A 12,381-nucleotide genomic window follows, 5' to 3' on the forward strand; every position below is an offset into this window, starting at 1 on the left:
CAGCGCGGCCGCTTCCTGCGAAGCCCTCCTCGTTGGGGTCGCATAGGCGGGCCGCGGCCGGGCGTCGAGGGCCGTCGAGCCGCGCCCCGCGCGGCGACGCGCGGGGCGGGCTGACGCGGGACGTCAGGACTTCGCGGAGACCTTGGGCGGAGAGATCGTGCGCCAGAGGAAGGCGTAGACGTCCATCAGGTCGCGCGGGGCGAGGCCGCGCTCGCGCAGCCGCCGCTCGAGCTCGCGCGCGAGCGCCTGCATCCGGCCGTAGCCCTCGGCGCCCGGGACGCGATCGTAGGCGAGATCGAAGCCGAGCACGGACGCCTGCTTCTCGAAGAACGAGGGCTTCACGAAGACGTGCTCCTCCGGGTAGACGAGCGCGCTCAGGATCGTCGCGAGCGGCCAGGTGGCGACCTTGGCCGCGGCGAGCACGCCGGCGAGCCGGTCGAAGCGCGCGGCGTAGTCGCCCGCGCCGTAGAGCACGTCGACGACCGCCTCGGCGTAGGCGCGGTGGTGCTCGGCCGGCATCTTGTTGAACGGGATGAGGTCGCCGAGCGGGTGCAGGAGGCCGGTCGCGGCCTTGTGGACCTTGGCGATCCGCTCCATGAAATCGGCGAGGTTGCCCGCCGCGAGCAGCGCCTCGAGCTCGCCCTTGCCGAGGAGCGCGCGCGCGGTCTCGATGGCGCCCTGCTTGAAGGCCTTGCTCTTCTTCTTCCCGCCCTCGGCCGCGACGGCCCCGGCGGCGCCGCGCTCCTCGGCGATGAAGTGCGGGCCCCCGAACCCGCCCTCGAACTGCGACTCGAAGCTCGCGACCTGCTCGTCGAAGCTCGTGAGCGGCGGCGCGACCACGCGCGCGCGCTGCTTCTTGGCGGCGGCCGACGGCCGGTCACGGAGACCGCGGATCCTGGCCTCGAGCGCGCTCGCCTCGTCGTCGCCGAGCTGCACCGGCTCGAGCTTGGACCAGAAAGCCTTGGCGATGGAATGATTGAGGCCGTCCTCGAAATCGTAGAAGCGCTTTTCGTCGCGCTCCTCGACGAGGTATCCGAGTCCCCACTGGGGACACCCCGGGTGCTTGACGATGATCGGGGCCGAAGGTTCCGTTGAACGAGAGGTCGCCATAGGCGGCGCAGCCTACTCGATCTTGGGACGGCCGCACCCGCTCCAGCCCCGCTCCGGCGCCGCTTCTGGACCCGTGTTCAGGTGCGCCGCGCGGTCGGCGCGCAATCGAGCCCATCCGCCCGGCGCGGCGCGCGGCGTCAGCGGGCGTCGCGCCGAGGGGTCGTCGGCGTCGCGCGCCGCCGAGGCGAGCGCGAGGCGCTAGTTGACGTCGCGCGCCGCCGAGGCCAGCGCGAGCTGCTGGAGCGCGAGCGCCTCGGTCACGCGGCGCACCCGCGCGACGACGTCGAGGGTCTCCAGCACGGCCTGCCGCTCCCGCGCGTCGAGGATCAGGTGATGGGCGCAGAGGTCGGCGACGAGCGAGGTGGCCGCGTCGCGCGGCAGCCGAAACTCGAAATTGCTGTCGCGCTCGCGGACGAGCGAGGCGAACGAGGCCGCGGTGGAGATGAGCGCGGCGTGGTCCTGCGCCGAGATCTCGCCGGGCTGGTCCTCGAGGACGGTCGCCGCGGCCGTGCGGTACGGCGGCACGAACGGGCGCTCCGCCAGGCGGACGCGGGCGCGGCCACGCAGCACGATGTTGTAGCGGCCCCCCGGCAGCTCGGCGTGATCGATGATCTCGCCCGCGCCCGCCACCCCCGCGATGGCCGGGTGGCCGTGCGCGTCGATCGGGTGGGGGTCCGTGATGAGGACGACCGAGAGGATGCGGTGCGTCTCGAGCGCGTCGCGCACGAGCGCCCGATAGCGCGGCTCGAAGATGTGGAGCGGCAGGAGGGCGCCGGGGAACAGCACCGTCTGCGGCAGCGGGAACAGCGGGAGCTCGGGCAAGGCCGCGTTGAGGTCGCCCGGTCGCGGAGGCGTCGTTTCCACGAGCCTCAGGGTAGCACGCGGGGGGGTCGGGTGTGGCGGCGCCACGTACATCGAGCGCGGCACCATGCCTGATCGCGCAGCGCGCGCCTGGCCGCGCGCTGCGCGCCTGGCCCCGCGCAGCGCGTGCCTGGCCGCGCGCTTCGCGCCTGGCCGCGCGCGGCGCGCCGGCCGCCCTGCCGGCCTCGTCAGCCGAACATCTCGAGCGCCGAGCCGGTCACGGCGTCGGGGGCGTCGAGCGCGGCGTACACGATGAGCTGCGCCACCTCGTCGGCGCTCATCTGCGGGGGGAAGCCGCTGCCGGCGAGCATGTCGGTGTCGACCGAGCCGGGGAGCACGGCGATGGACTGGAGCCCCGTCCCGCGCAGCTCCTCGGCCAGGCTCTTCGAGAAGCCGACGAGGCCCCACTTGGAGGCGGCGTACGAGGCGTTGCCCGGGGACGCGATGGTCGAGGAGATGCTGCCGACGTGGACGAGCCGGCCGCGGCCGTGCGCCAGCATGGCCGGGAGGAAGGCGCGCGAGACGAGGTAGGGGCCGCGCAGGTTGACGGCGATCACCTCGTCCCAGGCGGCGGGCGAGGTCTCGTGGACCCGCGTCCCGCGGCGCACGATGCCCGCGTTGTTCACGACGACGCGGGGCGCGCCGAGCCACGCCACGACCTCGGCGGCGGCGCGCGCGACCTGCTCCTCGGAGGCGACGTCGCAGGGGACCGCCAGCGCGGAGACGTCGAGCCGGCGGACCTCGTCGGTCACCTCGTCGAGGCGCGGGCTCGGCCGGCCGAGCAGCGCGACGGACAGGCCGCGGCGCGCGAGCGCGAGCGCCGTCGCGCGGCCGATGCCGCGGCTCGGCCCCGTGACGACCGCGACGCCGCTCACCGCCTGCCCCCGGAGAGCGCGGCGGCGAAGGCGAGATCGCGCTCCGGGCCCGGCTCGGCGAACACCCCGGCGGCCGCCACGGTCTCGATGACCGCGCCGGCCTTGCGCTCGCCGCGGGCGATGAGGCACGTGTGGGTCAGCGTGAGCTTGCACAGGGCGCCGCGGGCGCCGAGCTCGCCGACGAGCAGGTCGACGAGCTGCCCGCCGATGCGCTCCTGCAAGGTCAGCCGCCGCGCCAGCGCGTCGAGCACGTGCGCGATCGTGCCGATGCCGGCGACCCGCGCCCCCGGCAGGTAGGCGACGACCCCGGTGCCGTGCCCCGGCAAGAGGTGGTGCGGGCACATCGTGGTCACCGAGAGATCGCGGGCGACGACGAGGCCGCGCTCGAAGGGGCCCGTCTCCATCGCGCCCTCGCGGAGCACCGCGGCCGCGTCGATGGCCTCGCCCTCGATCAGGTCGTCCGCCCACGCGTCGGCGACGCGCTCGCCCGTGCCGGCGAGCTCCCCCTCGACGTCGCGCCCGAGGGCGCGGAGGAACTCCTCGATCGCCCGTGCCGCTCTCTGTCGATCGATCACCGGGGCCCCGTCAGTTGAGCAGCTGCCGGCGCTTGGCCGCGGTGATCGGCTTTCGCCCGGCGTAGCCGGCCTCGAGCCCGTGGTAGTGCTCGACGGCCTGCTCGCCGTAGCGCCAGCACAGCCAGACGAGGGTGCCGTCGAGGCGCCCGTAGAAGTCGCAGAGCCCGATGCGCTGGTCCTTCACGACCACGCCGAGCTCCTCGACCTCCTGCCACCCCGACTCGTACGCGGCGATCTTCTCCGAGAGCTCGCGCTCGCGGGCGCGCGCCAGCTCGCTGCCGCCGCGCGCCAGCTCGAGGAGCTGATCGGGCGTCGCCGCCGGGCTCTCGACGGCCTTCACGAGCGCCTGCCAGCAGCGCTCGATATCGCTCGCCAGGGCGAGCTGCCGGCCGATCAGCGACGATAGCCGGGGGACGAGCGCGTTCGCCTCTTCGATCGTCCAGATGCGGGGAGTGCTCACGGGACCTCACCTGAAGGGCGGCGCGACAACCCGGTCATGCAGGGCCGGTAAGCGGAGGAGAGTGCGGTGTCAAGGGCTTCTCCGGAAGGATCCGCCGCGGCCGGGCGCGGGGCGCCTTCGTTGAGGATGAGCCACGCGGGCTCGGCGGCAGCCGGGGGCCTCGCCTGGCCGCGCGCCCGCGCCGCCCGCGCCGACCCGGGCGCCGGCGGGCCCGCGGCCGCGCGCGAGCGCCCTCGCGCCGCGAAGCATGTCAGCCAGCGTGGTCGCGTCGCCGTGCGCCGTGTCGGCCTCACCACACGGCAACGGGTTGCAACCGGCGTTCCGCAAGCGATAAGCTCGCGCGGCGATCGTGGTAGATCGCTAGGCCGCCGCATGCGACTCCGGACGATATCGGGCATCAAGCTGTCGAATCTGCTCCTCTGCGGCTGGAGCGGGCTCGTCCTCGTTTACCTCTATCTGCCGATCCTGCTCCTCGTCGCCTACTCGTTCAACGACTCGCGGATGAGCGTGGTGTGGGAGGGGTTCACGTTCAAGTGGTATCGGCAGCTCTTTGACGAGCTCGTCGCCCACATGAGCGACGAGCGCCGGTCGCCGCTCATCGAGTCGATGAGCAACAGCGTGATCGTCGCCGCGATCACCACGGCGTTCTCGGTCGTCCTCGGCACGGCGGGCGCCTTCCTGCTCTACCGGTACAGGTTCCCCGCGCTCCGGTCGATCAGCACGCTGATCTTCATCCCCATGATCATCCCGGAGATCATCATGGGGATCAGCCTGCTCATCTTCTTCAAGACGGTGGAGCTCGAGCTCGGCTTCACGACGGTCATCATCTCGCACATCACCTTCTGTTTCCCCTTCGTGCTCATCGCGGTCCAGGCGCGGCTCGCGGGGCTCGATCCGTCGCTCGAGGAGGCCGCGCTGGACCTCGGGGCGACGCCGCTCAAGGCGTTCTTCCTGGTCATGGTGCCTTACCTTCTGCCCGCGATCGTCTCCGGTGCGCTGATGTCGTTCACGCTGTCGATGGACGAGCTCATCGTCACCTATTTCACCCGCGGGCCCAAGTCCGAGACCTTGCCGATCAAGGTGTTCGGCATGGCGAAGGTCGGTCTGAACCCGATGCTGAACACGATCTCGACCGTGTTCATCGTCGCGACCGCGATGCTCGTCGTGGTCGCCGAGTCGCTGAAGGGCACCGCGAGGCGGCCCCCCGACGAGAGCTGAAGGGGACCGACGCGCGGCGCGAGCGCCTGCGCCGGCGCAGGCAAGACAAGGAAAAGTCAATGAAACGCATCTCAGCGCTCCTGATCCTGGTGTTCGTGCCCCTCGTGGCCCTGCTCGGCTGTGGGAAGAAGGAGAGCCCGGCGCCCCAGGCGGCCGCCTCGGGCAGCGGCCCCGCGCCCGAGCCGAAGGCCGGCGGCGAGCTCAACCTCTTCGGGTGGTCCGAGTACGTCCCGCAGGAGATCCTGGACGGCTTCACGAAGGAGACGGGGATCAAGGTCAACTACGAGACCTACGCCTCGAACGAGGAGATGCTGTCGAAGCTCCTCGCCGGGGGCACCCGGTACGATCTCATCCAGCCCTCGGAGTACGCGATCGAGGCGCTCATCAAGCAGAAGAAGCTCCAGCCGCTCGATCACGCCCGCGTCCCGAACCTGAAGAACATCGCGCCCGCGTTCAGGAACCAGCCGCACGACCCGGAGCTCAAGTACACGGTCCCGTGGATGGGCACGACCGTCGGCATCGTCGTCAACACCGCGAAGGTGAAGGAGCCCATCAAGGGCTACAAGGACGTGTTCCAGCCGAAGCACAAGGGGCGCATCGTGGCCCTGAACGACAACCGCGAGATGGTCTCCTGGGTGATGGTGACGATGGGGATGAACCCGAACGACGTGACCCCGGAGAACCTCGCGAAGGTCAAGCCGACCCTGGCGGAGTGGATCAAGCTCGTGAAGGTGTTCGACTCCGACAGCCCGAAGACGGCGCTGCTCAACGGCGACGTGGACATCGGCGTCGTCTGGAGCGGGGAGGCGGCCCTGCTCTACCAGGAGGACAAGAACAAGTTCCAGTTCGTCCTGCCGGTCGAGGGGACGCACAAGGCGATCGACAGCCTGGCCATCCCCGACAACGCGCAGAACAAGATCGGCGCGGAGATGTTCATGAATTACATCCTCCGCCCGGAGGTCAGCAAGCTCATCTCGGACAAGTTCCCCTACACGAACCCGAACACGGAGGCGCGCGCGCTGCTCACGCCGGAGCAGCTCGCGAACCCGGCGAGCTACCCGCCCCTCGCCGGGATGGAGACCTTCCACGACATCGGGAAGGCGGCGGCGGACATCGACAAGCTGGTGACGGACCTCAAGGCGTCGCAGTGAGCGGCGGCGCGTCATGAACACGGCCACCGGGCAGGTCGTCGAGCTCCAGGGCCCCCAGCGCAAGCCGGGCGTCCGCGGGTGGCTGCTGCTCGCCCCGCTCTTGCTCTGGCTCCTCGCCTTCGTCGTGGCGCCCACCGCGATCATGCTCGTCTACAGCTTCTGCGAGCGGGACGAGCTCGGGCAGGTGGTGTTCGAGCTCTCGCTGTCGAGCTACGCGCGCGTCCTCGACGCGACCTACCTCAAGATCCTGGTCAATTCGATCAAGTACGCCGCGATCACCACGGCCATCTGCCTCGTCGCGGGCTATCCGGTGGCGTACTTCATCGGGCGGGCCCGGGAGGGCATCCGGAACAAGCTGCTCATGCTGGTGATGGTGCCGTTCTGGACCAGCTTCCTCATCCGGACGTATGCGTGGATGTCGATCCTCAAGTCGGAGGGGCTCCTCAACGGGCTCCTGCTCTACCTGCGGATCATCTCGGCGCCGCTCGACATCATGTACACGCCGACGGCGGTGGTCATCGGCCTCGTGTATTCGTACCTGCCGTTCATGATCCTGCCGATCTACGGGAGCGTCGAGAAGCTCGACAACGCGCTCATCGAGGCGGCGTTCGATCTCGGCGCGGGGCCGGTGTCCGCCTTCTCGCACGTCATCGTCCCGCTGACGCGGCCGGGGATCCTCGCGGGGGTCCTGCTCGTGTTCATCCCGGCGCTCGGGATGTTCGCGATCACCGATCTCATGGGCGGGTCGCGGGTGCCGATGATCGGCAACGTCATCCAGAACCAGTTCGGTCAGGCGCGCGACTGGCCGTTCGGCGCCGCGCTCGGGATGACGCTGCTCCTCTTGTTCTCGCTGTTCTTCCTGCTCGGGATGCGCAAGGAGCAGGACCGTTGACGCGGCGCCGCGCCCCTCCGCCGCCGCGCGTCCCGCTCTCCCCGCTCCCTCTCTCGCCTCTATCTCTCCCCCTCTGCTCCCGGCCCCCCAAGGTAAATTGATGGACGTCATGGTCGAGCTCCGCGCGGTCACCAAGCGATTCGGCAGCTTTCAAGCGGTGAGCGAGGTCGATCTCCAGATCCAGGCGGGCGAGTTCATCACCCTCCTCGGCCCCTCGGGGTGCGGCAAGACGACGCTCCTCCGGATGATCTCGGGGTTCGAGACGCCGACGAGCGGCGCCGTCCTGCTCGCGGGGAAGGACGTCACGCACGATCCGCCCTACCGGCGCGACGTGAACCAGGTGTTCCAGAGCTACGCGCTGTTCCCTCACATGACCGTGCAGGAGAACATCAGCTTCGGCCTGCGGATGAAGAAGGTCCCGAAGCCGGAGATCGCCGAGCGGGTCCGCGCCGCCGTCGCGATGGTGTCGCTCGAAGGCATGGAGCAGCGCAAGCCGTCGCAGCTCTCCGGCGGGCAGCGGCAGCGGGTCGCGCTCGCGCGCGCCATCGTCTGCCGGCCGAAGGTCCTGCTCCTCGACGAGCCGCTGTCCGCGCTCGACGCGAAGCTCCGGCACGCCATGCAGGTCGAGCTCAAGGAGCTCCAGAAGAAGCTCGGGATCACCTTCGTGTTCGTGACCCACGACCAGGAAGAGGCGCTCACCATGAGCGACCGCATCGCCGTGATCAACAAGGGCCGGATCGAGCAGCTCGGCGACGCGTCGCAGATCTACCACCGGCCGAAGACCACGTTCGTCGCGAACTTCATCGGCCAAGCCAACATCCTCCGGGCGGCCGTCCTCTCGCGGAGCGGCGAGCGCGCGCGGGTCCGGCTCGCCGGCGGGATCGAGCTCCTCGTCAACGCCGAGCACCTCGCGGGCGGGGCCGAGAGCGCGCTCATCTCGATCCGGCCCGAGAAGATCGCGCTCCGCAAGGAACGGCACGGCGATCTGGAGAACTGCTTCGACGCGCACGTCGAGGACGAGCTGTTCAAGGGCGCCACCGACCAGCTGCGCCTCCGGACCGGCTCCGGCCTCGAGCTCACGGCCGTGGTGGCCAACGAGAGCTCCGTCCAGGCCGCGCTGCACGTCGGCGACAGGGTGTTCTGCCACCTTCACCCCGACGACATCGTCATCGTCCACGAGGGGTGAGCCGCCGCAGGCCCGTCGGTGTGGTGACGGAGCGTCGTGAACCGCGGTTCTCATCCGGACGCGGCAGCGTGGAAGTCGGGCTCGAAGGCCGCGTAGGATCAAGGGCATGCTGCTTGCCAATCGGCCTCGCATGCCCCGACGGTCGCTTGCGCTTGTCGTTCCTGCTGCGGTCCTCTTCTCTTTTTCTGCCGACGCCCTCGCCGCGGGGGCGTGGCTGCCCGGCGCCGGACAGGCGTCGGTCGAGCAGCGCGTCGCCGTCGCGGCGGGGCCGGAGCGCACGACGCTCTGGACGAGCCTGCGGTTCGACGGCGCGCGCGGGCCGGTGGCGGTCGTCGTGCCGGTGCCGCCGCTCGCGGCGCTCGACGCGAGCTCGGACGCGTGGTTCGAGGCGCTCGAGGCGGCGACCGCGCCGCGCGTGCTCCCGCCCGAGGGCGCCGCCCCCTACTGCCCGGGGGACGAGGGCCCGCCGGGCCCGTTCGAGACCGTCGGGCAGCTCGCGCACGAGCCGACGCTCGAGCCGATCGAGGTGGCGGTGCTCGAGGACGCGGGCGCGGTCGCGCGCTGGGCCGAGTCGGCGGGGCTCGCGCTCTCCTCCGAGACGGCCGCGCAGCTCGGCGCGCTGCAGGGGATGCGCTTCGCGGCGGCGCGCTTCGAGGCGCCCGGCGGGCCCGCGGTGACGCGGACGCTGCGCGTCGTCGCGGGCGGCGGGGAGGCGCGCCTGCCGCTGTCGCTGGCCAGGGCGGGCGCGGCCGACGTGCGCGTGACCGCGTGGCTCCTCGGCGACGGCCGGGGCGCGCTGACGGGCGCGACGCCGGTGACGCTGCCGCCGGCCTCGCTGAGCTGGGACGCGGGCGCGCAGCGCAGCGATTACGAGGCGCTGCGCGCCGAGGCCCTCGGCCAGGCGGGGCTCGACGGGGCGCTCGTCGAGGCCGCGGGGCACGAGGCGCTGAGCCGCCGCGTCGCCCTCGGCAGCGACAGCGTGGACAGCGTGGTCGCGGCCTATTTCGCGCGCGCGGGCGCGTACGGCGACGCCGGCGACGGCCCGGGGGCGTGCGCCGCCGTGGCCGCGGCCGCGCTGGAGTCGGGCCTCGCGGTCGCCGCGAGCTGCCCGCGCGCCGCGCTCGGCGTGGTCGACGGCGCGCTCGACTGCGCGGAGTCGCCCCGCAGGGACGAGACGGATCCCGATCTCCTGCGGTGCGGTCCGATCGCCGACGATCTCGCGGTCGGGCTCTCCGGGCTCGCGCCGTCGTCGGTGTGGCTCACCCGCGTAGCGCTGCGGCTCGCGGCCGGGCAGTCCGGCGCGGACTGGCCGCTGACGTTCGGGGCCGGCGCGTCCGTCTCGCCGGTCGCGAGGGCCGGCGCCGTGCGCCTGGACGCGTGCTCCACCGAGACCGGCGGCGGCGGCGCGGGCGGCGATCCCGGCGGATCGTCGGGCGTGGGCGGGCCCGGGGGCCTCGGCGGCGGGCCGAGCGCCGGCGCGTCGAGCACGACCGGCGGGCCGTCGGGCGTGGATGACCCGGATTACTACTACGACGACGAGCCGGCCGCGGACATGGGCTGCGGCTGCGCCGGCACCGCCGATACGGTCGTCGTGGACGACCCCGAGCCGCAGGACGAGGACGAATATTACGCGGGGGAGTACGAGGACGACGGCTGCAGCGGGGACACGAGCGAGACGGGATCCGAGGACGAGTACTACGCGGAGGACGACGGCTGCAGCGGCGATACGAGCGAGACGGGGTCCGAGGACGAGTACTACGCGGAGGACGACGGCTGCAGCGGCGACACGAGCGACGAGTCCGAGGATGAGTATTACGCGGAGGACGACGGCTGCAGCGGCGATACGAGCGACGAGTCCGAGGACGAGTATTACGCGGAGGACGACGGCTGTAGCGGGGGCTCCGACGACTCCGCCGAGTCGGAGGACTGCTCGATCGCGGGCGAGCGGCAGCCGGGCGCCCGGAAGAAGCGGGGGCCGAAGCTGTCGGTCATGGCGCTCGGGGTGTTCGCGCTGATCGCGCCGCTCCGGCGCGCGAGCCGGCCGCGGAGGGGCGGCCGGCGGTAGGGATCGGGCGGGCGGCGCCGCGGCGGGCGCGGGCGGCACCGGAGGGGGGCTTCCCGTGCCATACTCCCGCGGGAGGCCCCGAACGTGAACGCACCCGCCCGCAAGCTCTCCTTCACGTACGCCGAGTACCTCGAGCAGGAGCGGGCGAGCCCGACCAAGCACGAGTACCTCGGCGGCGAGATCTTCGACATGGCCGGCGGCACGCCGGAGCACGCGCGGCTCGCGGCGCGGGTGACCGTGGCGCTCGGCGCGCAGCTGGCGCGGCGCCCCTGTGACGTGTTCTCGTCCGACCTCCGCGTGCGCGTCCTCGCGACGGGCCTCGCGACGTACCCGGACGTGAGCGTCGTCTGCGGCAAGCTGGCGCACGATCCCGAGGACGAGCACGCGGTCGTCAACCCGCTGGTGCTTGTCGAGGTGCTGTCGGACTCCACCGAGGCGTACGATCGGGGGGAGAAGTTCGCGCACTACCGCCGCATCCCCTCGCTCAAGGAGTACGTCCTCGTCTCGCAGGCGCACCCGAGGATCGAGGTCTTCCGGCGCAACGAGGACGGCTCGTGGACGCTCTACGAGGCCGGGCCCGGCGAGCGCGCGAGGCTCGCGTCGATCGACGGCGTGCTCGACGTCGACGAGGTCTATCGCGGCGCGCTCGAGACCTCCGCCGCCGGCTGAGGGGCCGACGGTCCACGGAGCCCCGATGCGCGACGTCCGGATGCGAGGTTTCCGCGAGCAGACGACGGTCGAGCGGGCGCTCGAGGTGCTCGGGCAGCGGATCCGGCGGCTCGGCGACGAGCCGGTGCCGATCGCCCGGGCGGCGGGGCGGGTCACGGCCGAGCGCGTGCTCGCCCGGGCGAGCGTGCCGCACTTCGCGCGCGCGGCCATGGACGGGTACGCGCTCGCCGGCGAGGCGACCTCCGGCGCGGCCGCCGGCGCGCCGGTCGAGCTCGCGCTCGTGGGCGCGTCGTTCCCCGGGCGCCCTCACGCGGGGGCGATCCGCCTGGGCGAGGCCGTGCGGATCACGACCGGCGCTCCGGTGCCCGAGGGGGCGGACGCGGTGCTCATGGCGGAGCACGCGGAGGAGGCCGCGGGCCCGGCCGGGGCGGCGGTGCTGCGGGTGCGCGCGCCGGTGCCGGCGGGCAAGCACGTCGCGTCGATCGGCGAGGACGTGATCGAGGGCGCGGAGGTCGTGCCGGCCGGGCGCCGGCTGCGGCCGCAGGACGTCGGCGTGCTCGCGTCGACCGGGGTCGCCGAGGTGCGCGCGGTGCGGCGGCCGTCGGTGCGGATCCTGATCACGGGCGACGAGCTCCTGCCGCCGGGGAGCGCGCCGAGCGGGGCGTGCATCGTCGACGCGAACAGCCTGGTGCTGTCGGCGCTCGCGCGCCGCGACGGCGTCGAGGACGTGGAGGTCGCGTATGTCCCCGACCGGCGCGAGGCGGTCCGGAGCGCCCTCGCGGCGGCTGGCGAGGACGTGGTGCTGGTCTCGGGCGGGTCGTCGGTCGGCTCGGAGGACCATGCGCCGCTCGTGCTCGCGGAGCTCGGCGAGGTGGCGGTCCACGGCGTCGCGATGCGCCCGGCGAAGCCCGCGGGGTTCGGGTTTCTGGCGGGTGAGCGGCCGGTGTTCCTGCTGCCGGGAAACCCGGTGTCGTGCCTGTGCGCCTACGAGTTCTTCGCGGGCCCCTCGATCCGCGCCCTGGGCGGCCTGCCGCGCGCGTGGCCGCACCGGCGGCGGCGGTGCGTGGTGGCGCGCGAGATCGCCTCGCTGCCGGGGCGCGTCGATTACGTGCGGGTGCGCGTCGAGGGAGACCGGGTGTTTCCGATCGCGACGAGCGGCGCGTCGATCCTGTCGTCGACCACGCGCGCGGACGGCGTGGTCATCGTGCGCGCCGAGGACGCGGCGGTGGGAGAGGGCGCCGAGGTCGAGGTGCTGCTCTACGACGCGTGAGGCGAGGCGGGGCCGCGCTTGGTGCTGCCGCGGAACGGCAGTACCCTCG

Annotated in this window: 12 protein-coding genes; 7 read left to right on the top strand and 5 right to left on the bottom strand. The window is 72.6% G+C overall.

The features are described from left to right. Positions 1-123: 123 nt before the first annotated feature. The 5 genes from WMF26_RS50820 to WMF26_RS50840 form a co-directional block, all read right to left on the bottom strand. The gene (locus WMF26_RS50820; RefSeq protein ID WP_437953225.1) at positions 124-1,110 is read right to left on the bottom strand and encodes a hypothetical protein; all 987 of its coding nucleotides are present in this window, start codon (positions 1,108-1,110) and stop codon (positions 124-126) included. A 198-nt stretch (positions 1,111-1,308) separates the two neighbouring features. Then, on the bottom strand, positions 1,309-1,974 hold the full coding sequence (locus WMF26_RS50825) for an LON peptidase substrate-binding domain-containing protein (protein ID WP_437937908.1): 666 nt from the start codon (positions 1,972-1,974) through the stop codon (positions 1,309-1,311). A gap of 185 nt (positions 1,975-2,159) precedes the next feature. Next, on the bottom strand, positions 2,160-2,846 hold the full coding sequence (locus WMF26_RS50830; RefSeq protein ID WP_020742308.1) for an SDR family NAD(P)-dependent oxidoreductase: 687 nt from the start codon (positions 2,844-2,846) through the stop codon (positions 2,160-2,162). Next, on the bottom strand, positions 2,843-3,421 hold the full coding sequence (folE, locus tag WMF26_RS50835; protein ID WP_437998577.1) for a GTP cyclohydrolase I: 579 nt from the start codon (positions 3,419-3,421) through the stop codon (positions 2,843-2,845). The genes WMF26_RS50830 and folE overlap by 4 nt, the downstream gene beginning before the upstream one ends. A 10-nt stretch (positions 3,422-3,431) precedes the next feature. Next, entirely contained in the window at positions 3,432-3,881 is a 450-nt protein-coding gene (locus tag WMF26_RS50840) for a DUF2203 domain-containing protein (protein WP_437998578.1), read from the bottom strand. Positions 3,882-4,253: 372 nt separating this feature from the next. Here WMF26_RS50840 and WMF26_RS50845 point away from each other — a divergent pair, with 372 nt between their 5' ends. The 7 genes from WMF26_RS50845 (at position 4,254) to WMF26_RS50875 (ending at position 12,332) form a co-directional block, all read left to right on the top strand. After that, positions 4,254-5,099: an ABC transporter permease gene (locus WMF26_RS50845; RefSeq protein WP_061624081.1), complete on the top strand. Its 846-nt coding sequence runs from the start codon at positions 4,254-4,256 to the stop codon at positions 5,097-5,099. A 59-nt stretch (positions 5,100-5,158) separates the two neighbouring features. Further along, the gene (locus WMF26_RS50850) at positions 5,159-6,250 is read left to right on the top strand and encodes a polyamine ABC transporter substrate-binding protein (RefSeq protein ID WP_437998579.1); all 1,092 of its coding nucleotides are present in this window, start codon (positions 5,159-5,161) and stop codon (positions 6,248-6,250) included. A 13-nt stretch (positions 6,251-6,263) separates the two neighbouring features. Continuing rightward, positions 6,264-7,142, top strand: a complete 879-nt coding sequence (locus tag WMF26_RS50855; protein WP_020742313.1) for an ABC transporter permease — start codon at positions 6,264-6,266, stop codon at positions 7,140-7,142. A gap of 100 nt (positions 7,143-7,242) precedes the next feature. Beyond that, positions 7,243-8,328 (top strand): ABC transporter ATP-binding protein, encoded by a 1,086-nt coding sequence (locus WMF26_RS50860; RefSeq protein ID WP_437335161.1) that lies wholly within the window; start codon positions 7,243-7,245, stop codon positions 8,326-8,328. A gap of 106 nt (positions 8,329-8,434) precedes the next feature. After that, positions 8,435-10,393: a DUF2330 domain-containing protein gene (locus WMF26_RS50865; RefSeq protein ID WP_437998580.1), complete on the top strand. Its 1,959-nt coding sequence runs from the start codon at positions 8,435-8,437 to the stop codon at positions 10,391-10,393. 84 nt (positions 10,394-10,477) lie between these two features. After that, a complete protein-coding gene (locus WMF26_RS50870; RefSeq protein ID WP_061623075.1) occupies positions 10,478-11,062 on the top strand; it encodes a Uma2 family endonuclease in 585 nt (194 codons plus the stop codon). A 40-nt stretch (positions 11,063-11,102) separates the two neighbouring features. After that, positions 11,103-12,332: a molybdopterin molybdotransferase MoeA gene (locus WMF26_RS50875; RefSeq protein WP_437998581.1), complete on the top strand. Its 1,230-nt coding sequence runs from the start codon at positions 11,103-11,105 to the stop codon at positions 12,330-12,332. The last annotated feature ends 49 nt before the right edge of the window (positions 12,333-12,381 follow it).

The sequence above is a fragment of the Sorangium sp. So ce185 genome (assembly GCF_051526825.1).
GTDB classification, from domain to species: domain Bacteria; phylum Myxococcota_A; class Polyangia; order Polyangiales; family Polyangiaceae; genus Sorangium; species Sorangium cellulosum_D.